Source organism: Roseovarius tolerans (genome assembly GCF_028885395.1).
Classification (GTDB): Bacteria; Pseudomonadota; Alphaproteobacteria; order Rhodobacterales; family Rhodobacteraceae; genus Roseovarius; species Roseovarius tolerans.
In genome coordinates this window covers 408,147-432,072 of record NZ_CP118494.1, presented here as the reverse complement: position 1 = coordinate 432,072, position 23,926 = coordinate 408,147, and the positions used below count along the sequence as shown (strand labels likewise).

Below are 23,926 nucleotides of genomic sequence, written 5' to 3'. Positions count from 1 at the left end.
CATGGACGGGCCGCATTGTTTCACTGGATGACTGGCGGCGACTTACTGAAGCGGAACAGCACGGACCGAACGGGCGGCTTTGGAACGGCATGACACGGCAATGGGAACAACCCGAATGAATATTTTACGCACGCGCCTTGCCAGACTGGAACGCAACCGCCCTGCGCTTGATGCTGATGTGCCGCTCGACCTCAAAGGGCTTCCGCGCGACATGGCCGCGCGCATCATGGCGGCAAAGGCACAAGGCACCTTTCCGCGTAGCCTTTGCGATGCTGACCTCGAAGCGCTGGTGGCTTTGGCGGATGAAGAGGGGGCGATATGACCCGTAAAAGCGGACGCAATACGGATGGCACCTTTGGCCCCGGCAATTCCGGCAAGCCCAAGGGCACGCGTCACAAGGCGACACAAGCGGCGCTGGCGCTTCTGGACGGTGAAGCCGAAGCCCTGACCCGCCAAGCCGTGACAATGGCGCTGGGCGGCGATGCAACGGCGCTGCGCTTGTGCCTTGAACGCATCGCCCCGCCCAGAAAGGATGTGGCCGTGACCTTCGACCTGCCCCGCATGGAAACCGCCAGAGATGCTGCAAAGGCCGCTGGTGCGGTGCTGGGCGCAGTGGCCGATGGCGACCTGACCCCAACCGAAGGCGCGCATATCATGGGGCTGGTGGAAACCTACCGGCGGACGCTGGAAACATCGGACTTGGAAGCCCGGTTGCGGTACATGGAGGAGACGTTATAGTTTACGGACATAAGGAATCGATGACGGTTGAACTGCGAAGCTTTCATTTCCGTTGTCAAGTTTGCGTCAGGTATAAAGCCGGATGCCTCGAGGTGACTGGCCTAGACACTTGGCTGCCCCCGTGCACAATGCCAAGTCGAAGCGTTGGTGGCCGCGCTTTAACACTGGCCAGCATTACTGATCTTAGGTTGGAAACTGAAAGGGCGCACGTTGAAGGCAATATCACTCACCCTCAGTGCTACTGCTGTTTGGGCTTTGGCTGCATGCACGCCCAATGCAATGCTTATGACAAATCCAGGTGCAGCGCTTGATTTGATGGCAGGTTCAGGTTCCGTGACCAGAAGCCCTAGTGGGAAAACTACTTTTCGATTTGCGATTCTGGCCAATGCTTTTGATGGCCTTGTTGATGATCCTTCGCAACAACGTGAGCAAGACAGGCAAGCGCTCGGGCAATGGGTCGGTCAACAAGGGATTTGTCCATCAGGCTACACTGTGAACCCACCAACAAGCACAGAGGGTAACATGGGGCCTATTTTGCTTTATGAGGGCCAATGCAGTTAAGTGCTAGTTCATCCCCTCACCCGGCATGTCGCGGGTGCTGTTTACGCTTCACTGCGTGTAAAAATGCTCCGGCGCTAGTGGACGTCGTGACGCCGCCCACTTCAACTTTTCGTTCAAGCTACTTAAGGCAGAGATATAGGTATTCGGTGGAGATCATATATTCCCCAGCAGGAACCTGACGCGAACTCGCCCGCTCAGCACGCCTATTTGGACCACGGCTACAGATCTCTTGCGCCCTTGCATCTGCCTTTGCCACTGCTGCGGCCTCTGCCTCAGGTGTCATGACCGCGAATGTGCTTTGTTGGATTTGGATGCCGACGCTTGCCTCATTGAATGATGTGACAATTGGCTCAGAAGCCGTATCCGTACAAGCAGCCAACGCTAAAGTTGTTGTAACTCCCAAGCACCCCCGCGGTAGGGGTTATTGTCAGTTTCGGGGTGAGTCCAATTTGCCATTCGGCGCGTGAAGTTTTCGTTCCGGGCTGAATTCCGTGGCGCCGGGTCGATTTCTCTGAATCAGTGGTGGCATGGATCGGCTTACCACCCTTGAACAACAACTCGCCACGGCTCTGCGCAGGATCACTGAGCTTGAAGCCGCGTTGGCGACCATGGCGGAAGAAAACGCGGATCTGCGCCGACAGTTGGCCAAGAACAGCAACAATAGCAGCAAGCCCCCTTCGAGTGATGGCCTGAAGAAACCGTCACCGCGCAGCCTGCGTGGCAAGTCCGGCAAGAAAAGCGGCGGCCAGGTTGGCCACCGGGGCAACACCCTGCGCCAGACGCCAACACCCGATTTTGTCGAACGGCATGAAGCGACGCGTTGTGGCGCGTGTCAACGCGCCCTGACGGCGGAGATGACGAAGGGGATGGAGAAGCGTCAGGTGTTCGACCTGCCCGCGCCGCGCCTGGAGGTCACCGAGCATCAGGCGGCGGTTTATTGTTGCGACCATTGTCGAGCCATGACGACGGCTGGCTTTCCCGATGGCGTGAACGCGCATGTGCAATACGGCACGCGCATGCGGGCGGCGGCGGTCTATTGCAATGTTCAGCAGCTGATACCCGAGGATCGGGTCTGCCTGCTCCTGCGCGACCTGTTTGGGGCCACCAGCCTGTGCGCAGCCAGCGTGACCAACTGGGTGAACCGCGCGGCGCACACCTTGGGTGGCGTGGTCGAGCACATTCTTGCCCGCCTCACCAAAGGCGGCGTTCGGCATCTGGACGAGACCGGACTTCGTGTTGCCGGCAAGCTGCACTGGCTGCACTCGATCTGCGATACCGCCTTCACGCATTACCGCATCGACACCAGGCGCGGTGCCGTTCCAACCTTCCTGACCGGCGGGACGATCGTTCATGATCACTGGAAACCCTACTACGCCCATATGAGTGGGGTCGACGCCCACGCCCTCTGCGGGGCGCATCACTTGCGCGAACTCAAGGCCATCGAAGAGATCGAAAAGGAGCCGTGGGCGAGAGAGGTGAGCGCGGTGCTCAACCGCGCCAATCAGCTCAGGTGCGAGGCTCAGCACCGAGGCGAGACCGAACTTCCGGAACCGGTTCGCCAGGGTATCGTCACCAGATACATGGCGATCCTCGCCGAAGGGCTCGCCTTCCACGAACGTCAGCCCCCACTGGCCAAAAGCCCCGGCACCCGCGGCCGACAAGCCAGGCGGCCAGGCCATAACCTGCTCATCCGCCTGCGTGACTACCGCGACGACGTCCTGCGGTTCCTCGCCGACTTCGCAGTCCCCTTCACCAACAACCAGGCTGAACAGGACCTGCGCATGATGAAGCTGCGCATGAAAATCTCGGGCACCTTCCGCACAGTTGAGGGTGCGCAGGTCTTCGCCGACATCAGGTCCGTCATCTCGACGGCCAGAAAACACGGGCTCAATGTCCTCGACACCCTGACCCTGTCACCATCTCAGATCATCGCTCGGCTCTGAAGGCAGCCCCCCGCACAACCTTATCGGAGAGGGTGCTTGGGAGTTACAAGTTGTTCCCAAAGCCATGATGAACTTATTGTGCATAATTACCTCTTTCATTACCAAAGAAACGTGCATGATTCTAACCCGACATTCCCCAAATGGCCTGCCGCTTGAAGCGAAAATTGCCTGACAGGGCCCAGTGGGTCAAGCGTATTGTGCTCGTGATGGCCGCGACTGCCGTGCGAGGACGCCGATTTGGGCGGATCGGGCCGTGAACCGGCGTCATCCTGCGGCAACGACTGCGTTTTTCAGCGCGGCAGGCGGACCTGTCCAGCCGCTTTCGTTCGGTTTGGGCCTGGTTTTTTTCACGCGCATGAGGGTGGCGCTCGCAATCGGTGGATCGCGGCAAGAATGGCGCGCACCATGGGGCCTGTGACCGCGACCTCGGCCAGCTGGAAGGTGATTGCCCGGGCATGGCGCACAACGCGGGCCCCTGTCTTGATCAGCTTGAGTTGGAGGCTGGTGAGCGACCAGTCGGCCATTTCTTCGGGTAGTTCGATGCGGCGCAGGAAGGTAGCCAGGTTGTAGGCCAGTGCGTGCAGTTGCAGCCGCACCTCGTTGTCGCGGAACCGCTTGCACGACAGCCGTGTCCAGCGGAAGGCGTGTTTGCCCTCCTTGATGTGCTGCTCGGCGGTTCCGCGCTGGTTGTAGAACCGAACCACCCAGTCCGGGTCCATCGGCAGATTGGTGACGATGAAGCCCACGCGGGGGAACAGCTCGCCCGGATGCCATTCGATCTTGGCGATGACCCGACGCGGTTTACCCCATGACGCGGCCTGGTACTGGAAGTCCTCGTAAAACCGCTTGACCTTGGTCAGCGACGGACGCCCCACGGGTCGGGTCACTCGGTGCGCGATCCTTGAACGCAGAACGGCATTGGAGGGCAGTCGGATGGCGTAGAAATAGTCCCCTTCCTCCAGCCGCTCGTAGATCGCGGGGATCGCGTAGGCGGCATCGGCGCGGAAGAAACGCATGAGGTCACGCTTGGCGTATCGGGCGATCACCGGGTCGAGCACATCCTGCCAACCGTCCGCGCTGTGGACATTCCCATTTCGCAGGGCGCAGCGTTCCAGCATGCCAAGCTGGTTGAACAGGAAGTTCGGATGATAGCAGGTGCAGTCGAAATGCCCGTTCCAGGCCGTGCCTTCCTGATCACCATGGGTCGGGCTGACGGAACTGTCCATATCCAGCACGATGTACTTCAGCCCGTTGCGGTCATGAAAGCGGTCAATCCACTGGCTATTCAAATCGGCCAGCGCTTCCCGGTTCTCTGGCATAGCCAGCGTCTCGGTCTCGAACCGCCCCATCTGCGAGGCTGAGGCGGCGTGCGCATCGACTGCGCGTCCACCCACAACCTGGCGCATGACGGGATCAAGGGCGAGACGGTCAGCATCGTTGACATTCCCGCCAGCCGCCCGTAAACTGATTGTCGGAAAAGCCCGTCAATTCGGTGAACAGTGTTCTTGCCACGGCGGTTGTCATTGAGCGCACCCGACGCAAGATCAGACAGCCCGAGCACGTCATCCAACTCGCGCATTACCAGCAGACCGCCGTCGGAACTGAGCTGCGTGCCAAGAAATTCCAGCCGCACCCGGCGGTCAAAACCAAGCCGCCCATCGCCCGTTTCGCCTGCACCCTCTGGGTGATCCATTATCCGCAACCTCAAGCTCAATTAACATGCTGAAATATAACACATTACTGACCATCAGAGGGGTGAAAACGTCAATTTACTTGGGGAATGCGGGATAAAGGGTATCAACAATGAAAACTCGAATAGGAATATTGATTGGTTTGGCTCTTTTTTTGACTGCGTGCGTTGAGACCGCACCAACCTCGATCAATTCTGCTGCTGAGGATATCTCTATTGAAACAGACAGATTTAGTGGTGAGACTACAATTAGGAGCCCTCTGTATCTAAGCCGACAAGGTTTCACAGATACTTTTCCCGTAAAACTTGCTTACGAAGCATCCTTGGATGACGATGGCGAATTGCGGTTCGTCCGTCTCTATGTCGTCGCAACACGCACTGAGTGGGGTTTTTATAGTTCAGCTATTGGAGAAGATAACTATGAATTTGCCTTTTCAGAGGTAGACCGACAAGTGGATTCAATAGGAGCGATTGTGACCGTAGAGGAACACTTTTTACTTACGGTTCCGCTGGCTCAACTGGCGTCAATGTCATCAACTGATTATGAAATTAGAGTTTATGGCCGACGTGACAGCGGTGTCTTTGTAGTGCCGTCGGCTGTTACAAATGCATTCCTGCAAAGGCTGAATAGTTTATAATTTATGCAAGCCGAAGTGCGACTGAAAGGATGAACCCCCTTCAAAAACGCCTAGACCGCCTCGAAGCCCATCATCAAAAAACGAGCGCTGGCCCTACCGTGATTTTCCTTTGCGACGCCACAACGTGCGAGCCGGGCGCGGCGCTGCTGATGGGTGGCGGCGGGCTTGAACGCGAACCGGGCGAAACTGCGGACGCCTTCACGGCTCGGGCATCGGCTGGCGTATCAGGTGCAATTTATTTTTCCCGACTATAAAAGAGGCCGTAAGCGCAAGGCAAAGGGTGTATAATTAGGGGGATACTTCAACACCTAATGTCGTCTTTATCTATATAATACAATAACTTACGCGATTTAAATGGTGCCCGGGGGCGGAATCGAACCACCGACACGAGGATTTTCAATCCACTGCTCTACCCCTGAGCTACCCGGGCACGGGAGAAGGCGGGGCCTTCGGGTGGATGCGTTCTAGGCGAGGCGGGGCGGGGTGTCCAGAGGGTATGCGCAAAAATCAATGGGGTTTTTGCGGCTCTTGATCAACAGCTTCAATGGCCGCCTCGACATCCTCGGGATCGGCGGAGGGCACGGCGTAATCGCCGCTGAACCACTTGCCCAGATCGACATCGGCGCAGCGTTTCGAGCAGAACGGGCGATAGCGGGTATCGGCAGGCTTTCGGCAGATCGGGCAGGTCATGTCACCACATCGGTCAGGGGCAGGCGGTCGCGTTTGCGTTGCAGTTCGAAATGGCCGAGGGGCGTCCATCCCGCAAGGGCGGTTTCAGTCGCATCCTTGCGGAAAGCCGCGCGCAGGCTGGTCTCGAATGTGCGACGGTCCTTCTTGGGCATCGGCGCGAGGTCGAGCGTGATCTGACCACCCAGACCCCGCAGGCGCAATTGCCGGGACAGGTCGCGGGCCATGGCGAGATTGGCCTTGAGCCCTGCGGCAGGGCTGGCATCCCCGCCGGTGTTTACATCCACCGCCACCAGCGCGCGTGTCGGCTCCACGAAATACGAGCCGCCACCGGGCAGGGGCACCTGCGCGTCGCTCAGCCTGTCCACCTGATCAAGCACGTCGAGCGTGGCGAAGCAGCCTACATCGGTGATCACCTCCGAGGGCTCTGCCCAATCCCGCCAGGCGAGGGCATGCGGGCCATCGCCTTCGGTCAGCTTTTCAGGCTCGCGCCCGGCAGCATCGGCCAGCACCGCGCGGGCCAGATCGTGCATGGTGCGAATGTCCTCGGCGATCTCGTCTGCGTCCCCCACGGCGCAGGCCGAGCGCAGGATCAGGCCCAAATCGCTCTCACCCATTTCCGCATGCGCGATCTGCAACAGGGTGTCGCGCAGGTCGTCGTCCTTGATCGACCGTGACACGTTCAGCCCCGGCGCATCCGGCGTGACAATGGCATAGCGGCTCTTGAAGAGCAGTTTCGTCGTCACCGGCAGCGCCTTGCCCGGTTCCGCATAGCCCGTCACCTGCACCAGCAGCGGCTGACCGGGGGCGAGGCCCTTGACCTGCCGCAAGAACGCCGAGCCATCGGGGGTGCGCAGGAACATGCCGCCCTGTCCCTTTACGGGTCGGTCGGCGATGGCGCGGTAGATGGCACCGGGGCGGGGTTGGTCCGAATCGATCAGCAGGTCGTCGAGCCTGCCCTCCACCATAAGGGCGGCGGCCTCGGCCCCGCCGATATGATCGAGGGCGATGGTGCGCGCGGTCATTGGGTGTCCTTCCAGAGGGGATAGCCTGCGGCCTGCAAAAGCCCGGCGGTCTCGGCCAGCGGCAGGCCGACAACGGCGGTGAACGAGCCCGAAATCCACGGGATCAGCGCCCCGGCGGGGCCCTGAATGCCATAGCCGCCCGCCTTGCCCTGCCAGTCACCCGAGGCGAGATAGGCGTTGAGCTCCTCGTCCGAGAGGCGCTTCATCCGCACGGCAGTCACCACGTCGCGCTCCCAGATATGCGCGCCACGTCGCACCGCGACGGCGGTGATCACCCGGTGACGGCGGCCCGAAAGGGCGAGCAGAAACTCAGCGGCCTCCGCCGCCGACTCGGGCTTGCCCAGGATACGGCGACCCAGGGCCACGGTCGTATCGGCGGCGAGCACGATATCGTCGTCCTCCGCCGTGACCGCCCACGCCTTTTCTCGCGCCATACGGGCGCAGTAGGGGCGGGGCAATTCCCCCTTGGCGGGGGTCTCGTCGATCTCGGGCGGGCGGATATCATCCGCCACTACGCCGATCTGCGCCAACAGATCCCTGCGGCGCGGGCTGCCCGATCCGAGAATGAAACGCATGAAAAATCAGACGCTTACTTGAAGCGGTAGTTGATCCGACCCTTGGTCAGATCATACGGGGTCATCTCAACCTGCACCTTGTCGCCTGCCAGAACGCGGATGCGGTTCTTGCGCATCTTGCCTGCCGTATGTGCGATGATCTCATGGCCGTTCTCAAGCTCGACCCTGAATGTCGCATTCGGCAGGAGTTCCTTGACGACACCGGGGAATTCGAGCGTGTCTTCCTTGGCCATGGTCTCTCCTTGCTTTGGCTTTCCGCCTGTTTTGCGGAACGCGCTAGTAAATGAGCCTCTTTAACGTTTTTTTCAAGGGCATATTCACCCGAGCGGTGTAGATGTGACCTGCATGTCGCGGCCCCTCTGTTCGGCCCAGTGGCGGCGGTTGAGCACGACGCCATCCGCGCGGACATGCGCGACGCGCGCGAGGTCGACCTCGGCCAGTGTCCATCCCGGTCTGTTGAGCGCGCCTTCGGCAATGACGCCCGACTGCGGAAAGCCCGTGTCGGGCGGGCCGAAGATGCCGCCCATGCCGGTGTTCTCATCCACGGCCGGGGACCATTCCGCGTCGCCCACGGTCGAAGCCATAACGGTGACACATTGCAGTTCGAGCGCGCGCGCCATCGCACCGATGCGCACCCGCCAATATCCGGCGAGGGCCTCGGTGCAGGAGGGCACGAGGAGCATATCCGCGTCCTGCAGGGCGCGACCCAGCAAGGGAAATTCACTGTCATAGCAGATCAGGATGCCGATCTTGCCGAGGCTCGTGTCGAACAGGCGCAGCGGCCCGCCCGGAACAACATCCCAGTCCTCGCGCTCGAACCGGGTCATGATCTGCTTGTCCTGAACACCGCAGCCTCCCGAGGGAGTAAAAAGCCGCGCGCGATTGACCGGGCGGGCGCCAAGACCGGGATCGAACACCGGGGCCGAGGCCGCGAGAACGTGCAGCCCGTGCCGCACGGCCAGAGTGCTGTGCAGGTCATCCACATCGGCAATCCGGCCGGAGACCGCATGCAGCGAGCGTTCCAGATCGCCCGCCACCTCCGGCCCGTCGAGCATCGCCAGCTCCATCGCCCCATATTCGGGAAAGACCGCCAGATCGGCCCCCTGCCCTGCGGCATCGGCAACCCACTCGGTGATCTTGGCGGCGTAGTCGGCCCAGTTGGTCAGCGCATCGAGCGGATAGGCGGCGGTCGCGATTTTCATCGAATTCCTCATATGCAGCAGGTGGCGCTCTTGTAATCGCTCTGCAAGGGCACGTCGAGCGATTGCCGCCTTGCGCGCAACCGTGCTATCACTTGTCGTATCGAGGCAGGGCAGCCCTACATATGGCAAAAACGGCACTCAGCAAATACCAGCGGCTCGAAGCGGCGGGCCTTTGGCGCGCCGACGCAGAGGCGCAGCGCATCGACGTGATCGTGTCGGTGGGCGAGGCGACGCTGACCATCACCGACATGCGCGAGCGGGTGCAGGCGCATTGGTCGATTGCCGCCATCGCGCGGGCCAATCCGGGGCAGACACCGGCGATCTATCACCCCGATGGCGACCCCGGCGAGACGCTGGAACTGCCCCAGAACGAGACCGACATGATCGCGGCCATCGAAACCCTGCGCAATGCGATTGCCCGGCAACGCCCGCGCCCCGGACGGCTGCGGCTCTACGGCGTACTGGCCAGCGTGTTGGCGGTGCTCCTGATGGGCCTCTTTTGGCTGCCAGGTGCCGCGCGGGACCATGCGCTGCGGGTGGTGCCGGCAGTCAAACGCGCCGAGATCGGCCAGGCGCTTATCACCCATTTGCAGCGCGCCACAGGTCCCGCCTGCCGTGCGCAAGGCGGCAACGCCGCGCTGGCTGCGCTGGCGCGTCGCCTGCCCCCGCGCACAGGCGGCGTGCGGTTCATGATGGTGCGCAGCGGCGTCGAAGACACCCTGCGTCTGCCCGGCGGAACGGTCATGATCAACGCCGATCTGGTCGAGGATCATGACGAGCCCGACGTCGTCGCGGGCCACATCATCGCGGCCTACCTGCGCGCCGAGGCCCGCGACCCGCTGCACCGCCTGCTCACCGATGGCGGCGCGATGGCGAGCCTGCGCCTGCTGGCGACCGGACAACTGACCGACGACACCCTGCGCGCCCATGCCGAAACGCTGTTGAAATCGCCGCCCAACCCACCACCCGATGCCGCGCTGCTCGAAGGATTTGCCCATTGGCAAGTGCGCATGGCCCCGTATGCTTACGCGCGCGACATCACCGGCGAAACTGTCTTGTCGCTGATCGAGGCCGACCCGTTCGCGCGCGGAGCAGAGCCGCCGCCGCCGATCCTGAGCGACGCAGACTGGTTGCGGCTTCAGGGAATTTGCGGTGGCTGAAAGATCCATGGTTCTGGCCGTCTCAAGCGCGATCACCTTGATGATCCTGGCCAGCGCCGCATGGGCGCACGCCTCAGAGCAGGGGTTCGTCCTGCTCTTGCCGACGGATGTCTATATCGCGGCGGGCGGGGCCACCGTGGCACTGACCGTGGCCTTATTGGCGGTATTGCCGGGCCGGGTGGCAGGGGCGATCTTTCGGCCTCTGCCGTTGGCCGTCTCGCCGCCAAGGCCCCGACATATTCTCAGTCTTGTGGCAACCGCTGTCCTGTTGTGGCTAATCTGGCGGGGCTTGTCGGGGCCACGCGATCCGATGCTCAACCCGCTATCGCTGAGCATCTGGGTGGTGTTCTGGATCGCGCTGGTCAGTCTTCAGGGGCTGATCGGCGACCTCTGGCGCTGGATCAACCCATGGTCGGGCATGGCCGCGCTTGTCGCGAGGGTCACCAGAAGTCGCGCGCCCCTGCGCTATCCAAAGGCACTCGGGCATTGGCCCGGAGTGCTGAGTTTCCTCGCTTTCGCAGGCTTTCTGCTGGCTGACCCCGCCCCCGCCGATCCGGCGCGGCTGGCAGTAACGGTTGCGGTCTATTGGGCGGGCCACATGGTCGGGATCCTGCTCTTTGGTGGCCCATGGCTCTTGCGCGCCGAGGGAATCACACTCCTGATGCGCAGCTATGCGCGGATGGGCCTTTTGGGCCGAGCGCGTGGGCGGCTGGTCCTCGGCCTGCCGGGCTGGCAGGTACTGGCCCGCCCGATGCCGTCGCTCAGCCTTGCGGTGCTGATGCTGATCCTTCTGGGGAGTGGCAGTTTCGACGGGCTGAACGAGACCTTTCTGTGGATGGGCTGGCTTGGCCTCAACCCGCTGGAGTTTCCTGGCCGTTCGGCGGTGATCGGGTCTAATTTGCTGGGGCTGCTGCTCACCAACCTGGGGCTGATCGCGGTCTTTGCGGCCTTTCTCTGGCTTGGTGCGCGGCTGGCGGGTGAGCGGGCGGGGCCGGGCCTGCTGATCCGCCGTTTTGCGCCGACGCTCCTGCCGATCGCGCTGGCCTATCACATCGCCCATTACCTGACGAGTTTTCTGCTCGACGGTCAATATGTGCTGGGCTGGCTGTCCGAGACGCTGGGCGCGGGGCATGTCCATGTCACGGCGGGGTTTCTGAACAGCCCCGGCCCGGTGCGACTGATCTGGATGACGCAGGCCGGGGTGGTGGTCGCAGGGCACGTGATCGCGCTGCTGCTCGCCCATGCCATCGCCGTCCGCGCCGGGCAGAGCACGCGGCGCGCGGCACTGGCGCAGGCCCCGCTTGCGCTCTTTATGGTGGCCTATACCGTCTTCGGCCTGTGGCTCTTGGCCACGCCGCGCGGGGCCTGATGGCTAAAGGGCTGGACATGCAGGCCGCTGTTGCGCAATTTGCGCCCAACCGGGCTTTGCGGCCCTAGTTCTGACTGATCGGAGGATCGCCCATGACCACCCCGACCAAAACCGCCACCCGTCGCGGCGCGCTCAAGACGCTGGCAGGCGGGGCCGCTGCCGCCACCCTGCCGCTTTGGGCCCGCTACACCCATGCGCAAACCGCCGAGCCGATCCGCATCGGGTTTCAGCAGCACCGCACCGGCATCGGCGCGGCCTATGGGCGCTGGTATGGTCGTGCCACCGAGGCCGCCGTTGGGCTGATCAACGCGGGCGGCGGCATCAATGGTCGCCCCATCGAGATCATCGCCGAGGATGACGGCACCGACCCCAAGCGCGGGGCCGAGGTGGTCGAGAAATTCGCCAATCAGCATGGCTGCGACGTGGGCTTCGGTACGCTGTTCAGCCATGTGGTGATCGGCTCCGCCCCGCGCGCGGGCGAGTTGAAACTGCCCTATTTCGTGGTCTCGGAGGGCACGCATGTCTCGTCGGGCATGCTCAACCGCTACACCTTGCAGCCGGGCATCACGGACGTGCGCAGTCAGGTCATCGCCATGGCCCCGTTCATCACCGACACGCTGGGCAAGAAGGTCACGATGATCTTTCCGGATTACGGGTTTGGCTATGACCACCGCGATGCCCTCGCCCCGGCCATCGAGGCACAAGGCGGCGAGGTTTTGGCCAAGATCGCCATTCCGCCCTCCGAGACCTCCTTTACCAAGTACTTCCCCAAGATCCCGCGCGACACCGAAGTGCTCTACCATGTCATGGTTGGGCCTGCGGTGCTGACCTTCGTCAAGGAACTGGGTGAATTCTTCGGCGGGCAGGGGCCAGAGCTTTTCGGCTTTATCGACAGTCTCGAGGCAGTGGCTATCGACAGCCCCGGCCTCGACTTCCTCGAAGGCAGCCATTTCTGGGAAGGCATGTGCCGCCACCAACAGCCCGACGAAAGCGCGCATGAGACATTCTATCGCGAGGCGGTGGGCGTCGATGCACGCGGGGCCTCGGTGAACGATCCGGCGGATGTGTCGACCTACGGCCACATGTTCGGCTGCTGGGAGACGCTGCACGTGATCAAGACGGGCATGGAGGCGGCGGGCTATCGCGGGCCGCAAGACCGCGCCGCACTGATCGAGGCGGTCGAGGCGATGACCGACATGCCCCACTCCCGCGAACACCCCCAAGGGGCCAAGCGGTTCAACGGCAAGACCCATCAGGTCTTTGGACATCAGTATATCAGTCAGGTGCAGAACGGCACGCTGACCCGCGTTCATACCACCGCGATCGAGGATTCGGCCTATCCCGATATGGTCGACTACACCACGCAGGCGTTCTGATATGGGTCCGGCGGCGCTCTTGCGGGGGATGCTGGCAGGGGCGATGCTCTTGCTGGCCGCCTGCGCGACACCGCCTCCCCCGCAACCCGAGGAGGTAAGCCGCCTTGCCTCCGCGATCCGAGGCCTCGGACCGGAGGTGGACCCGGAGGAGGCCCAACGCGCAGCCACCATGGCCTATCGGCACACGCATGATCTGGCGCTGGAATACCAGATCACCGATCCACCCATCGTGCACAATACCAAGGTCAATATGGGGCTGAAGCCGCGCGGTCTGTGCTGGCACTGGGCACGCGACATGGAGGATCGGCTGAAAGCCGAAGACTTCCAGACCCTCGACCTGCATCGCGCGGTGGCCAATTCCGACAACGCCTTTCGCCTCGAACACAGCACCGCGATCATCAGCGCGCGGGGCGACGCCTATGACGAGGGCATCGTACTCGACCCGTGGCGCAAGGGCGGCCGCCTGACCTGGGCAGGCGTGCGCGAGGACGCATCCTATGACTGGCAACCGCGCGACGAGGTCGTCGCCCGCAAGCTGGAACGCAAGCACGGCCAGATCGTAACCCTGACCGACGATCAGCGCCTCCTCGTGGGCGGGGTGGAGTACGCGGCGCAATGACCCCTGACACCCGGACAGCCTGATGGATCTAGGCCCCTATCTCGTGCTCGCCACGCTGGAAGGCGCGGTGACGGCGGCGGTGCTGGCGCTGACGGCGGTGGGGCTCAGCCTCGTGTTCGGGGTGATGCGGGTGGTCAATATCGCGCATGGCGAGTTCTTCATGCTGGGCGCGGTGCTGGCGTGGTGGATCGCGACCAGCGTCGGCGGGCACCCGGCGTTCGGCTTCGGTGCGGCGCTGATCATGGCCCCCCTGATCGTCGGCGGGCTCGCAATGGCGACCGACATGACCATTCTCAAGCGACTGGACTATGACCCCGAGCGCACGATCGTCGCCACCATCGGCCTGCTCTACATCATTCAGCAAATGACGCTGATGGGCTATGGCCCCGAGGCGCGCCCGGTCGAAGCACCTTTCAACACGCGCCTTGCGATTCCGTGGTTCGAGCATGGCCCCGAAGGCTGGCAGATGATCTGGCCCTGGGGGTTGGGCACCACCTCTTACAAGCTGGCGGTGATCGGGGCGGCGGCGCTCATCCTCTGCGGGGTCTGGGCGGTGATGGCGCGCACGCACCTTGGCCTCGTGATGCGCGCCACGCAGGCGGATCGTGAAATGGCATTGGCCTTCGGCATCCCGGTCGAGCGAGTCTATGCCATCACCTTCGGTCTCGGCGCGGGGCTGGCGGCGCTCGCCGCTGTGCTGATCGTGCCGATCCAGCAGGCACATTACCTGATGGGGGCCGATCCGCTGCTGCTGTCGTTCATCGTGGTCATCATCGGCGGGTTGGGCAGCCTGCCCGGCACGGTTCTGGCCGCCGTGCTTATCGGACTGTCGGACGGAATCATCTCGGTCTTCTTCTCACCCACGCTGGCCAAGATCATCGCGACGCTGCTGGTGGCGCTGGTGCTGGTGTTCCGCCCGCAGGGCCTCTTTGGAAAGCGCGCGGCATGAGGGCTTTGGTGCTGCATCTGGGCCTTCTGGCCGTGCTTCTGGCGCTGCATTTCGTGCTGCCCGCCTATCATCACGGCAACCTTGCGCGGATCATGGTGCTGGCCAGCTTCGCCATGGGATACAACATCCTCTTTGGCTATACCGGGCTGCTCAGCCTCGGACATGCGCTGTTCTTCGCGGCGGGCATGTATGGCATGGGCCTGTCCGTGCAGCACCTCGGACTGAGCGCGGGGCCAGCATTGCTACTCGGAGTCCTCTCGGGCGCGGTCGTCTCGGGCGCGCTGGCGCTTCTGGCACTGCGCACCAGCGGCGTGGCTTTCATGATCGTCACGCTGATGTTCGCGCAGGCGGGATACCTGACGATCCTGCACTTCTCAGAATGGACGCGCGGTGACGAAGGGTTCGTTCTGGCGCAGGCCGGGCGGATGGTCTGTGGGTTCGATCTCAGCGACCCGAACGCGCGCTATATCGCTGCCCTCATGCTGTTCGGCGTATGCCTCATGCTCAGTCTCTGGCTGGTGCGCGCACCCTTTGGCCGGGTGCTGGTAGCGATCCGCGAGAACGAGGAGCGGGTGCGCATGCTGGGCTACGACACCTTCGCGCGTAAACTTGCCGCACTGACAATCTCGGGCACCATGGCGGCGGCTGCGGGGGCCGCTTACGGCATCCTCTTCGGCTATGTCGGGGCGAGTTTCGCCGCCGTACAATACTCGATCCTGCCGCTTCTTTACGTGTTGCTGGGGGGCGCGGGCACGGTGCTTGGCCCGTTCATCGGCACGCTCTTCATGTTCTACCTCATTGACCTCAGTTCCGGCATCACCACCGCCTACATGCTGATAGCGGGTGTGGCCCTCGTCCTGCTCACGCTCTTCGCGCCGCAGGGGATCATGGGCGAGCTGCGCCGCAGGCTGTGGAAAGGGCTGCCGTGATGCTCTTGTCTGTGCGCAATCTCTCCAAGCGGTTCGACGGGCTGCACGCGGTCAAGAGCGTCGATCTCGACCTGCCCGAGGGCGAAATTCGGGCGCTGATCGGCCCCAATGGGGCAGGCAAGACAACTCTGGTCGGCATGATCGCCGGGCGCATCACAGCGAGCGCCGGGAGCGTGATCTTTGACGGTGAGGACATCACCCGCCTGCCCGCGCATCGCCGCATCGCGCGTGGCATGGCCTATACGTTCCAGATCACCTCGGTCTTCGCACGGCTCAGCGTGGCCGAGAATGTCGGACTTGCTGCGCGCCGCCACCTGCATGGTGCCAAGGCGCGCAAGGCGGTGGCCGAGGCGCTTGACCGCGTCGGCCTCGGCGCACGGGCGGAGCAGGAGGCGGGCGATCTGGCCTACGGCCATCAGCGCCTGCTGGAACTGGCCATGGGGATCGTGCAACACCCCCGCCTGCTCATTCTAGACGAGCCGACGCAGGGCCTGTCAGAAGGCGAGATCGAGGCGTTTCAGAGCCTGATCCGCAATCTGGCGCAGGAGACGACCATCCTGTTGATCGAGCACAACATGCGCGTGGTCATGGCGCTTGCCGACCGGATCACCGTGCTGGATGCGGGCCGCGTGCTGGCCGAGGGCACGCCCGAGGAGATCCACGCCAACGCCGCCGTGCAGGCCGCCTATCTGGGGGGTGGCGATGCTCAGGCTGGATAAGATCGGGGCAGGCTATGGCCGTGCCCAAGTGCTGCATGAGGTGTCATTGCAGGTGTCCCCCGGCGAAATCCTGTGCCTCTTAGGCCGCAATGGCGCGGGCAAGACCACGCTGATGCGCGCGGTCATGGGCCTTGTGCCGCTGATGTCAGGCGCGGTGCAGTTGGACAACGTGACGCTGAGCAACCTGCCCCCGCACGATGTGCCGCGCGCCGGTGTCGGATATGTGCCGCAGGGGCGCAGGCTGTTTTCGGGTCTGAGCGTGGCGCAGAATCTGGAGATCGGGTTGATGGCTGGCGGTCAGGGAATGGCCATGCGCGAGGAGGTGCTCGACCTCTTTCCGCGCCTGCGCGACCGGATGGGACAGGCGGCGCAGACGCTGTCGGGTGGCGAACAGCAGATGCTTGCCATGGCGCGGGCGCTCTGCCTTGCGCCGCGCGTGCTCCTGCTCGACGAGCCGACGGAGGGCTTGCAACCCTCGATGATCGACGCCATCCGCGAGGTCATCACCGCCATGCGCGCGCGCGGCGTCGCGGTCTTGCTGGTGGAACAGCGCCTCCATGCGGTGTTGTCGGTAGCAGACCGCGTCGCGTTTCTCGAGGATGGCAGAAACGGCCCGGTGATCCCGGCCGAAACACTGCGCGCGGATCGCGCCCTTGCCGATCGTTACCTCGGTGTCTGACCTCAATCGTGGCGGATGCGCGCGCGCAGCTTGGCAAAGCCGCCGGGGCTGAGCACGAAGGACGCAAGAAAGCCCACGACAAAGCCGCTGACATCGGCCACCCATGTCGCATTCGCGCCAAAGATCAGCCCAAAGACAAGTTGCAGCCCCATCAGCACGCCAATGAGCGTAAAGGCCCGCGCCTGATTGCTGCCCAACTGCCCCAACCGCAGCCACATGATATAGGTGAACCCGCCGATCAGGCCGTAAACGCCGGGGAACGCCCCGATCAGCCACGGCCGATCCTGCACCACTAGGCCAAAGACCAGGGCACCTCCGACCGTGCTGACAAGGAAGAGGACCAGAACCGCCCAGTGACGGAACACCTCGCTTACGAATTTCCCCATGGCCAGCAGCAGAACCCCGGCAAAGAGCGCGTGGGTGAAGCTGCCATGCACGAAGGCATAGGTCACGAAGCGGCGCAGATGTTCCGTGGGCCAGACGTTGTTCTGCAACATCCATGTCAGGATATCGCCGTTGAACCCGTAATCCTCTCTCGCGCCCGCGCGCCAGCCGATCGCCTCGGGCCCGCCGATCATGCCGCGCGCGCCGAGCGAGAACATCGCCTCGACCCCGATGATCACCAGAAACAGCGCAATCACGAAGGGCGGCACCGGGTTGAGCGGGCTTGGGCGCTGCGGGTCTTGCATTGCGGCTCTCCTTGACGGGGCAATGGCGCATGGGTAAGCGAGGCGAGCACAGAAATCCACCACGGAGTTGAGCCATGACCGAGGCGGCCTTTACCCCCCGCGTGTTTTCGGGAATCCAGCCCTCGGGCAACCTGCATCTCGGCAATTATCTCGGCGCGCTCAAACGCTTTGCCGATGCCCAGAACCAGGGGGTGCAGACGCTCTATTGCATGGTCGATCTGCACGCCATCACCGTCTGGCAAGAGCCCGCCGATCTGCGCCATGCCACCCGTGAATTGGCCGCCGGGTTCATCGCCTCGGGCCTCGATCCCGCGCGCTCGATCCTGTTCAACCAGAGCCAGGTCGCCGAGCACACGCAACTGGCATGGGTGTTCAACTGCGTGGCGCGTATGGGGTGGATGCAGCGCATGACACAGTTCAAGGACAAGGCGGGCAAGAACGCGCAGAACGCCTCTCTCGGCCTCTTCGCATACCCCGCGCTGATGGCAGCCGACATCCTCGCTTATCACGCCACCCATGTGCCGGTGGGCGAGGATCAGAAACAGCACCTCGAACTAACCCGCGATATCGCGATCAAGTTCAACAACGATTTCGGTGTTGATTTCTTTCCCATCACCGAACCGGTGATTGAGGGCGCGGCAACCCGGGTGATGTCCCTGCGCGACGGATCGAAGAAAATGTCGAAATCCGACCCCTCGGACATGAGCCGGATCAACCTGACCGACGATGCCGACGCCATCGCCAAGAAGATCCGCAAAGCCAAAACCGACCCCGAACCGCTGCCATCCGAGGCGAAGGGGCTGGAGGACCGGCCCGAGGCGCGCAATTTGGTCAATATCTACGCGGCCCTTGCGGATATGAGCGTCGATCAGGTCATGGCGGAAGCGGGCGGCAAGCCGTTCTCAGAGTTCAAGCCGATGCTGGCCGATCTGGCGGTCGACAAGATCGCGCCGATCTCGACCGAGATGTCGCGGCTGATGCAGGATGTGACCGAGATTGACCGCATTCTCGCCAACGGGGCGGACCGCGCTCGCGCCATCGCCGCACCGATTCTGCGCCAGACCTACGAGATCATAGGCATGGTCGGCCCGCGCGAGGTCTGATCCGTCACGTCTTGCCGGTAGGCCAAGCCTCTGCTTAGCTGTCACCGGACAGCTTCAACGGCGAGGAGAGGCCGATGACCAGCATGCGTGACAGTTCTGGCCTGACCGAAGAGCGCCCCGCCGTGATCCCGGTCGGGGCCGCCTATTGCGCCGTCGATATCGACCGGCCGTCCCGGCATTTCGCCTTTCTCCTGCAGCCCGACTTCACCCTGCTGGCGTTCAGCGCTGCGCTTGATCCGCTGCGCATCGCCAACCAACTGGCACAGCGCCCGCTCTATCGCTGGACGGTATGTTCCCAGGATGGCGCGCCGGTCAGCAGTTCCTGCGGCATGTCGGTCAATGTCGATCAGCCGCTGGCACGCTTTGCCCGCGACACCGATCTGGTGGTCTGTGGCGGCACCGTGCGGCCCGGCGGATCACACCCCGGCGTGCGCGCCATTCTGCGCGAACATGTCCGGTTCGGCGGGCGCGTTGGCGGCATCTGCACCGGGGCCATCGCATTGGCCGAGGCCGGGCTGCTGGAGGGGCGCAAGGCGACGCTGCACTGGGAAAACCAGCCCGCCTTTCGCGAACAGTTCCCGCAGGTCGAGATCAGCACCAACACCTATGAACTGGATGGCGGCATTTTCACCTGTGGCGGCGGGGTGGGCGCGACCGACATGATGCTCTTGCGCATCGAAGAGGATTACGGCCCGTCCTTTGCCGATGTGGTGGCCGATATGTGCCTCTACGGGCAGCGCCGGGGCGAACGCACGCAGCAGCGCGCTTCGGTCAGCAGTGCCATCGACAGCCGCAATCCCCTTTTGGTGCGCGCGATCAAGGCAATGCAGGCGAATATCGAAACGCCGCCCGGCATGGACGATCTGGCCGCCGCTGCGGGGTGTTCTCGACGGCAGATGGAACGCCTCTTCATGAAATATTGCGACAAGACGCCCTACCGTTTCTTTCGCGACCTGCGACTGGATCACGCGCGCGGCCTGCTGCGCGAAACCGATCTGAGCGTTTCGGAAATCGCCGTCGCCTCGGGATTTGCCTCACAGGTGGTGTTTATCAAGAGCTTCCGCGGCCGGTTCGGCCATGCGCCGGGCCGGTTCCGCAGCGGCAAAGCGGCGCCCCTCCAGACCACGCCTTGAGCCAGTAGAAACCGGGGCTTGACAGCAACACGCACCTGACCAAAGGCTGGATCGCGATCCCGGCCAAACGGAGCCCGCCCCATGTCCAACGATCCCCTCCTTCAGCCCTACCAGCTAAAGCATCTGACCCTGCGCAACCGGATCATGACCACCAGCCATGAACCGGCCTATCCCGAAGACGGGATGCCCAAGGAACGCTATGCCGCCTATCACGCCGAGCGCGCCCGCGCCGGCGTAGCATTGGCGATGACCGCCGGGTCGGCGGCAGTGTCCAAGGACAGCCCGCCGGTCTTCAACAACGTCCTCGCCTACAAAGACGAGGTAGTGCCCTGGATCAGACAACTGACCGATGCCTGCCACGATCACGGCTGCGCGGTGATGATCCAGCTGACCCATCTGGGCCGCCGCACCGTCTGGTCCAAGGGCGATTGGCTGCCGTCGCTGTCGTCCTCGAAACACCGTGAACCCGCGCACCGGGCCTTTCCCAAGCTGGCCGAGGATTGGGATATCGAGCGGATCATCACCGATTTCGCCGATGCCACCGAACGGATGAAAGCGGGCGGCATGGACGGGATCGAATTGCAGGTTTACGGGCACCTGCTCGATCAGTTCTGGTCGCCGCTGACCAATAACCTCGATGGCCCCTATGGCGGGCACGACCTCGACAGTCGGATGAAGCTCTTGATGGACGTGCTGCGCGGTATCCGCAAACGCGTGGGCGATGAGTTCATCGTCGGCCTGCGCTACACGGCGGATGAGGCAGAGGCGGGCGGTATCACCCCCGAGGAAGGGCTGGAGATTTCCAAAAAGCTGGCCGATTGCGGCATGGTCGATTTCCTCAACGTGATCCGCGGGCGCGTCCATACCGACCCGGCAATGACCGATGTGATCCCGGTGCAGGGCATGAAAAACGCGCCCCATCTCGATTTCGCGGGCGCAGTCAGGGCGGCGACCGGCATGCCCACCTTCCACGCCGCCAAGATCCCCGACGTGGCCACAGCCCGGCATGCGGTGCAGGCCGGACTGCTCGACATGGTCGGCATGACCCGCGCCCATATGGCCGATCCGCATATCGTGAAAAAGATCGTCGAGGGGCGCGAGGACGATATCCGCCCCTGCGTGGGCGCCACATTCTGTCTGGATCGCATCTATGCCGCCGGTGAGGCACTCTGCATCCACAACGCCGCCACGGGCCGCGAACTAACCATGCCGCACGAGATCGCCCCGGCCCCCGAGCGCAGGAAAATCGTCATCGTCGGTGCAGGCCCCGCCGGGCTCGAGGCCGCGCGCGTCGCCGCAGAGCGCGGCCATGACGTGACGGTGTTCGAGGCCCAGCCCGACCCCGGCGGACAGGTCCGGCTGACCGCGCGGAACCCGCGCCGCCGCGAGATGATCAGCATCATCGACTGGCGCATGGCGCAATGCGCCGCACGCGACGTGACCTTCCATTTCAACACCTGGGCTGAGGTCGAGGACATCGCCGCACTCGCGCCCGATGTGGTGATCGTAGCAACGGGTGGCCTGCCCAATGTCGAACTCTTCGAGAGCGGCAAGGAACAGGACCTTCTCACCACGACATGGGACATCATCGCGGGCGACGTGAAGCCGGGGCAAAATGTGCTGATCTACGACGAAAGCGGCGATCACCCCGGCCTGATGGCCGCCGAAGTGGCCGCCAATGCCGGTGCCAGCGTCGAGGTGATGACCCCCGACCGCACCTTTGCCCCCGATATCATGGGGATGAACCTCGTGCCCTACATGCGCGCACTGCAGGACAAGGATGTGACCTTCACCGTCACCCGCCGCCTCTTGGACGTGACCCGCGACGGCAACCGGCTCAAGGCCACGATCGGTACGGATTACAGCGATTTCACCTCAGAGAAGAGCTACGATCAGGTTGTCGTGAACTACGGCACCCTGCCGATGGATGATCTCTATTTCGAGTTGAAACCATTGTCCTCGAACGGCGGTGAGATGGATTACGATGCGCTGATTGCCGGTCAGCCACAGGCCGTCACGCGCAACCCGGACGGCGCGTTCCAGCTGTTCCGGATCGGCGACGCGGTCAGCGCACGCAACACCCATGCCGCGATCTACGACGCATTGCGTCTGGTCAAGGATATCTGACACGGGATCACGGGGCCGCAACAGGCGCGCAACTACCCCTGTCCATCGGGCGAGGACGGCCCGAGAAGGATCTCGCCAAGGCTGATCTCGCGCGGGGCGGGGTCGCGCAGATCAAGCGTCGTGACGATATCGACAAGGTGGTTTTTCATGAGTTCCTCGGCGTCATCCGCATCGCCGCGCGCGAATGCGTCGAGCAGGGCGTGATGCGCGTGCTTCTCGCACATCGCACTCTGACGTTGCCAATAGAGAGCGATGATCAGCGACGAACGCGCGACCAGCCGCTCGATGAAACCCGCGATCGTGGCCTGATCCGCAATATGTGAAATTTCGATGTGGAATTGCCCGGACAGACGCAGGGCCTTGCCGTGTTCGGCGCGGGCCATGGCGTCGTGCTCGGCCTCGATATGGGCATGCAGGCGGTCAAGATGCGCACGCGTCATCCGCTCTGTCGCAGAGCGCGCCGTGCGCGGCTCCAGCAAGGCGCGTGCCTCGAACACCTCGCGCGCCTCGCGGATCGTCGGCTTGGCGACAAAGGCCCCGCGATTGCGTTTCAACTCCACCAACCCGTCATGCGAGAGCGCCTGAAGCGCGCTGCGCACGACGGTGCGCGACACCTCGAACACGTCGCTCAACTCGTCCTCGCCCAGCTTTGTGCCCGGCGCCAGCCGATGCTCATGAATGGCCTGTGACAGCCGCGCGACTATCGCGGCACTCGGGCCGGTGATCGTCGGCTGGATAAACAGGGGGGATTCGCTGAGATGGTTCATGCAGGTCTCCTGCGGCAATCATGCGCCCCTGTGTGCACGTGCACAATACCAGGTGGGATCACATCCCGCCTTCAGATGAATTGTATACAGTGATTGCGCACAATATTGCGCCGTGCCGCGATGAACCTGCCCAAAATACGCGCATCTTGTCGAATGCTCCACGCCGCACTGCCGAATCCATTGCGAGCTTCGATCCCGTTCGCCGCAGTTGAACCATGCCGATAACGGGATGCCAGATGACAAACGCCGCCGACCTAGAATTCGTTTCCCTGACCAAACGCTACGGTAACACCGTGGCGGTCGATGCGATCTCGCATCACTTCAAGGCGGGCACCTATGCCTGTCTTCTGGGGCCGTCGGGCTGTGGTAAATCCTCGACCCTGCGGATGATCGCGGGACATGAAGAGGTCAGCGACGGCGCCATCGTGCTATCAGGGCGCGACATATCCCACCTGCCGCCCGCCCGGCGCGGCACGGCGATGATGTTTCAAAGCTATGCGCTTTTCCCGCATCTCAATGTGCGCGACAACGTGGCCTTCAGCCTGCGCATGGCTGGGCAGGACAAGGCCACGCGCCTTGCCCGAGCGGATGAAATGCTCGACCTCGTCGAAATGACGCAATACGCGGACCGCAAGCCCGATCAGTTGTCCGGCGGGCAGCAGCAGCGCGTGGCCCTTGCGCGGGCGCTCATCACCCGACCGCAGGTCCTGCTGCTGGATGAGCCGCTCTCGGCACTCGATCCCTTTCTGCGCGTTCGAATGCGAACGGAGCTGAAACGGTTGCAACGCGACCTCGGCATCAGCTTCATCCATGTGACCCACGGGCAGGATGAGGCGTTGGCCCTCGCCGACGAAATCATCGTGATGAACGACGCGCGCATCGAACAGGCGGGCCCCGCGCGCGAGGTGTTCAACGCGCCGCGCACCGCCTTTGTCGCGCGGTTCATGGGCGGGCACAACGTGCTGCACCTGCCACAGGGACGGATCGCCCTGCGCTCTGACGTCATGTCCGTCACTGCACCCGAGGCCGGGCGTATCGACGGGCGCATCACCGGAATCGAATACCAGGGCACGTATGTCGCGCTCATTTCCGTGGTCGCGGGCGACCAGGAGGTGACGGCGCTTTTGCCCGAGCGCGAATTTTTCCAGAACCCCCGGGAATTGGGCGAGGTGATCGGCCTGGGATGGGACGACCGGGCGGCCCATCCGATTTCAGCCTGAAGAACAAAGACCCGAGTCAAATGACCAC

Annotated in this window: 24 protein-coding genes, 1 tRNA gene and 1 pseudogene; 17 read left to right on the top strand and 9 right to left on the bottom strand. The window is 63.2% G+C overall.

From position 1 onward, the window contains the following. Positions 1-115 precede the first annotated feature (115 nt). The 3 genes from PVU19_RS02005 to tnpC all read left to right on the top strand — a co-directional run bounded on the left by PVU19_RS02005 (position 116) and on the right by tnpC (position 3,242). A complete protein-coding gene (locus PVU19_RS02005) occupies positions 116-322 on the top strand; it encodes a hypothetical protein (RefSeq protein WP_274789874.1) in 207 nt (68 codons plus the stop codon). Further along, positions 319-738, top strand: coding sequence for a DUF5681 domain-containing protein (locus PVU19_RS02000; protein ID WP_274789873.1), 420 nt, complete (start codon positions 319-321; stop codon positions 736-738). Before PVU19_RS02005 ends, PVU19_RS02000 begins: the two co-directional genes overlap by 4 nt. A gap of 1,088 nt (positions 739-1,826) precedes the next feature. Beyond that, positions 1,827-3,242 carry an IS66 family transposase gene (gene tnpC, locus PVU19_RS01995; RefSeq protein WP_274789764.1) on the top strand — a complete coding sequence of 472 codons (1,416 nt, stop codon included), beginning with the start codon at positions 1,827-1,829 and terminating at the stop codon, positions 3,240-3,242. Between the two features lie 347 nt (positions 3,243-3,589). On the opposite strand, the pseudogene PVU19_RS01990 reads toward tnpC, so the two are convergent. Then, a pseudogene (locus PVU19_RS01990) lies at positions 3,590-4,830 on the bottom strand (IS1380 family transposase). Between PVU19_RS01990 and PVU19_RS19430 the strand changes: the two are divergent. Continuing rightward, a complete protein-coding gene (locus tag PVU19_RS19430) occupies positions 4,711-4,968 on the top strand; it encodes a hypothetical protein (protein ID WP_274789925.1) in 258 nt (85 codons plus the stop codon). The pseudogene PVU19_RS01990 and the gene PVU19_RS19430 sit on opposite strands and share 120 nt — an antisense overlap. Before the next feature lie 77 nt (positions 4,969-5,045). After that, positions 5,046-5,570 (top strand): hypothetical protein, encoded by a 525-nt coding sequence (locus tag PVU19_RS01980; RefSeq protein ID WP_147434216.1) that lies wholly within the window; start codon positions 5,046-5,048, stop codon positions 5,568-5,570. 355 nt (positions 5,571-5,925) lie between these two features. On the opposite strand, the gene PVU19_RS01975 is transcribed toward PVU19_RS01980, so the two are convergent. The 6 genes from PVU19_RS01975 to PVU19_RS01950 all read right to left on the bottom strand — a co-directional run bounded on the left by PVU19_RS01975 (position 5,926) and on the right by PVU19_RS01950 (position 9,059). Further along, a tRNA-Phe gene (locus PVU19_RS01975) sits at positions 5,926-6,000 on the bottom strand. Between the two features lie 77 nt (positions 6,001-6,077). Further along, positions 6,078-6,260, bottom strand: coding sequence for a DNA gyrase inhibitor YacG (locus PVU19_RS01970; protein ID WP_050662273.1), 183 nt, complete (start codon positions 6,258-6,260; stop codon positions 6,078-6,080). Further along, positions 6,257-7,282, bottom strand: a complete 1,026-nt coding sequence (locus PVU19_RS01965; protein WP_050662274.1) for a ribonuclease E/G — start codon at positions 7,280-7,282, stop codon at positions 6,257-6,259. The genes PVU19_RS01970 and PVU19_RS01965 overlap by 4 nt, the downstream gene beginning before the upstream one ends. Beyond that, positions 7,279-7,857: a Maf family protein gene (locus PVU19_RS01960; RefSeq protein WP_050662275.1), complete on the bottom strand. Its 579-nt coding sequence runs from the start codon at positions 7,855-7,857 to the stop codon at positions 7,279-7,281. Before PVU19_RS01960 ends, PVU19_RS01965 begins: the two co-directional genes overlap by 4 nt. Positions 7,858-7,871: 14 nt before the next feature. After that, complete coding sequence (infA, locus tag PVU19_RS01955; RefSeq protein WP_005978431.1) at positions 7,872-8,090, bottom strand: translation initiation factor IF-1; 219 nt, start codon at positions 8,088-8,090, stop codon at positions 7,872-7,874. A gap of 84 nt (positions 8,091-8,174) precedes the next feature. Further along, the gene (locus PVU19_RS01950) at positions 8,175-9,059 is read right to left on the bottom strand and encodes a carbon-nitrogen hydrolase family protein (RefSeq protein ID WP_050662276.1); all 885 of its coding nucleotides are present in this window, start codon (positions 9,057-9,059) and stop codon (positions 8,175-8,177) included. A gap of 122 nt (positions 9,060-9,181) precedes the next feature. Between PVU19_RS01950 and PVU19_RS01945 the strand changes: the two genes are divergently transcribed. From PVU19_RS01945 to PVU19_RS01910, 8 genes are all read left to right on the top strand, one after another. Then, a complete protein-coding gene (locus tag PVU19_RS01945) occupies positions 9,182-10,219 on the top strand; it encodes a hypothetical protein (RefSeq protein ID WP_050662277.1) in 1,038 nt (345 codons plus the stop codon). Beyond that, the gene (locus PVU19_RS01940; RefSeq protein WP_235575745.1) at positions 10,212-11,588 is read left to right on the top strand and encodes a hypothetical protein; all 1,377 of its coding nucleotides are present in this window, start codon (positions 10,212-10,214) and stop codon (positions 11,586-11,588) included. The genes PVU19_RS01945 and PVU19_RS01940 overlap by 8 nt, the downstream gene beginning before the upstream one ends. A gap of 92 nt (positions 11,589-11,680) precedes the next feature. After that, positions 11,681-12,964: an ABC transporter substrate-binding protein gene (locus PVU19_RS01935; protein WP_050662279.1), complete on the top strand. Its 1,284-nt coding sequence runs from the start codon at positions 11,681-11,683 to the stop codon at positions 12,962-12,964. Position 12,965: 1 nt separating this feature from the next. Continuing rightward, the gene (locus tag PVU19_RS01930) at positions 12,966-13,583 is read left to right on the top strand and encodes a hypothetical protein (protein ID WP_050662280.1); all 618 of its coding nucleotides are present in this window, start codon (positions 12,966-12,968) and stop codon (positions 13,581-13,583) included. Between the two features lie 22 nt (positions 13,584-13,605). Then, positions 13,606-14,532, top strand: coding sequence for a branched-chain amino acid ABC transporter permease (locus PVU19_RS01925; protein ID WP_050662281.1), 927 nt, complete (start codon positions 13,606-13,608; stop codon positions 14,530-14,532). Continuing rightward, a complete protein-coding gene (locus PVU19_RS01920) occupies positions 14,529-15,461 on the top strand; it encodes a branched-chain amino acid ABC transporter permease (RefSeq protein ID WP_050662282.1) in 933 nt (310 codons plus the stop codon). The genes PVU19_RS01925 and PVU19_RS01920 overlap by 4 nt, the downstream gene beginning before the upstream one ends. Next, complete coding sequence (locus PVU19_RS01915; RefSeq protein WP_235575747.1) at positions 15,458-16,180, top strand: ABC transporter ATP-binding protein; 723 nt, start codon at positions 15,458-15,460, stop codon at positions 16,178-16,180. Before PVU19_RS01920 ends, PVU19_RS01915 begins: the two co-directional genes overlap by 4 nt. Beyond that, the gene (locus PVU19_RS01910; RefSeq protein ID WP_050662284.1) at positions 16,164-16,859 is read left to right on the top strand and encodes an ABC transporter ATP-binding protein; all 696 of its coding nucleotides are present in this window, start codon (positions 16,164-16,166) and stop codon (positions 16,857-16,859) included. Before PVU19_RS01915 ends, PVU19_RS01910 begins: the two co-directional genes overlap by 17 nt. A gap of 2 nt (positions 16,860-16,861) precedes the next feature. Here the strand turns inward: PVU19_RS01910 and PVU19_RS01905 are convergent, their stop codons facing one another. Next, positions 16,862-17,548, bottom strand: coding sequence for a rhomboid family intramembrane serine protease (locus tag PVU19_RS01905; RefSeq protein WP_050662285.1), 687 nt, complete (start codon positions 17,546-17,548; stop codon positions 16,862-16,864). 74 nt (positions 17,549-17,622) lie between these two features. Between PVU19_RS01905 and trpS the strand changes: the two genes are divergently transcribed. The 3 genes from trpS to PVU19_RS01890 all read left to right on the top strand — a co-directional run bounded on the left by trpS (position 17,623) and on the right by PVU19_RS01890 (position 21,911). Beyond that, entirely contained in the window at positions 17,623-18,651 is a 1,029-nt protein-coding gene (trpS, locus tag PVU19_RS01900) for a tryptophan--tRNA ligase (protein ID WP_050662286.1), read from the top strand. A gap of 74 nt (positions 18,652-18,725) precedes the next feature. Continuing rightward, entirely contained in the window at positions 18,726-19,784 is a 1,059-nt protein-coding gene (locus PVU19_RS01895; protein WP_050662287.1) for a GlxA family transcriptional regulator, read from the top strand. 81 nt (positions 19,785-19,865) lie between these two features. Continuing rightward, positions 19,866-21,911 (top strand): NADH:flavin oxidoreductase, encoded by a 2,046-nt coding sequence (locus tag PVU19_RS01890; protein ID WP_050662288.1) that lies wholly within the window; start codon positions 19,866-19,868, stop codon positions 21,909-21,911. Between the two features lie 32 nt (positions 21,912-21,943). Here the strand turns inward: PVU19_RS01890 and PVU19_RS01885 are convergent, their stop codons facing one another. Continuing rightward, positions 21,944-22,678 carry a GntR family transcriptional regulator gene (locus tag PVU19_RS01885; protein ID WP_152911621.1) on the bottom strand — a complete coding sequence of 245 codons (735 nt, stop codon included), beginning with the start codon at positions 22,676-22,678 and terminating at the stop codon, positions 21,944-21,946. Positions 22,679-22,914: 236 nt separating this feature from the next. Here PVU19_RS01885 and PVU19_RS01880 point away from each other — a divergent pair, with 236 nt between their 5' ends. Then, positions 22,915-23,898 (top strand): ABC transporter ATP-binding protein, encoded by a 984-nt coding sequence (locus PVU19_RS01880; RefSeq protein WP_050662289.1) that lies wholly within the window; start codon positions 22,915-22,917, stop codon positions 23,896-23,898. The last annotated feature ends 28 nt before the right edge of the window (positions 23,899-23,926 follow it).

Excerpts from the sequence above, each read along its gene's own strand:
- PVU19_RS02005 (WP_274789874.1), top strand. The coding sequence starts at position 116 with ATGAATATTTTACGCACGCGCCTTGCCAGACTGGAACGCAACCGCCCT.
- PVU19_RS02000 (WP_274789873.1), top strand. The coding sequence starts at position 319 with ATGACCCGTAAAAGCGGACGCAATACGGATGGCACCTTTGGCCCCGGC.
- tnpC (WP_274789764.1), top strand. The coding sequence starts at position 1,827 with ATGGATCGGCTTACCACCCTTGAACAACAACTCGCCACGGCTCTGCGC.
- PVU19_RS01980 (WP_147434216.1), top strand. The coding sequence starts at position 5,046 with ATGAAAACTCGAATAGGAATATTGATTGGTTTGGCTCTTTTTTTGACT.
- PVU19_RS01970 (WP_050662273.1), bottom strand. The coding sequence starts at position 6,260 with ATGACCTGCCCGATCTGCCGAAAGCCTGCCGATACCCGCTATCGCCCG.
- PVU19_RS01965 (WP_050662274.1), bottom strand. The coding sequence starts at position 7,282 with ATGACCGCGCGCACCATCGCCCTCGATCATATCGGCGGGGCCGAGGCC.
- PVU19_RS01960 (WP_050662275.1), bottom strand. The coding sequence starts at position 7,857 with ATGCGTTTCATTCTCGGATCGGGCAGCCCGCGCCGCAGGGATCTGTTG.
- infA (WP_005978431.1), bottom strand. The coding sequence starts at position 8,090 with ATGGCCAAGGAAGACACGCTCGAATTCCCCGGTGTCGTCAAGGAACTC.
- PVU19_RS01950 (WP_050662276.1), bottom strand. The coding sequence starts at position 9,059 with ATGAAAATCGCGACCGCCGCCTATCCGCTCGATGCGCTGACCAACTGG.
- PVU19_RS01945 (WP_050662277.1), top strand. The coding sequence starts at position 9,182 with ATGGCAAAAACGGCACTCAGCAAATACCAGCGGCTCGAAGCGGCGGGC.
- PVU19_RS01935 (WP_050662279.1), top strand. The coding sequence starts at position 11,681 with ATGACCACCCCGACCAAAACCGCCACCCGTCGCGGCGCGCTCAAGACG.
- PVU19_RS01930 (WP_050662280.1), top strand. The coding sequence starts at position 12,966 with ATGGGTCCGGCGGCGCTCTTGCGGGGGATGCTGGCAGGGGCGATGCTC.
- PVU19_RS01925 (WP_050662281.1), top strand. The coding sequence starts at position 13,606 with ATGGATCTAGGCCCCTATCTCGTGCTCGCCACGCTGGAAGGCGCGGTG.
- PVU19_RS01920 (WP_050662282.1), top strand. The coding sequence starts at position 14,529 with ATGAGGGCTTTGGTGCTGCATCTGGGCCTTCTGGCCGTGCTTCTGGCG.
- PVU19_RS01910 (WP_050662284.1), top strand. The coding sequence starts at position 16,164 with ATGCTCAGGCTGGATAAGATCGGGGCAGGCTATGGCCGTGCCCAAGTG.
- PVU19_RS01905 (WP_050662285.1), bottom strand. The coding sequence starts at position 17,548 with ATGCAAGACCCGCAGCGCCCAAGCCCGCTCAACCCGGTGCCGCCCTTC.
- trpS (WP_050662286.1), top strand. The coding sequence starts at position 17,623 with ATGACCGAGGCGGCCTTTACCCCCCGCGTGTTTTCGGGAATCCAGCCC.
- PVU19_RS01895 (WP_050662287.1), top strand. The coding sequence starts at position 18,726 with ATGACCAGCATGCGTGACAGTTCTGGCCTGACCGAAGAGCGCCCCGCC.
- PVU19_RS01890 (WP_050662288.1), top strand. The coding sequence starts at position 19,866 with ATGTCCAACGATCCCCTCCTTCAGCCCTACCAGCTAAAGCATCTGACC.
- PVU19_RS01885 (WP_152911621.1), bottom strand. The coding sequence starts at position 22,678 with ATGAACCATCTCAGCGAATCCCCCCTGTTTATCCAGCCGACGATCACC.
- PVU19_RS01880 (WP_050662289.1), top strand. The coding sequence starts at position 22,915 with ATGACAAACGCCGCCGACCTAGAATTCGTTTCCCTGACCAAACGCTAC.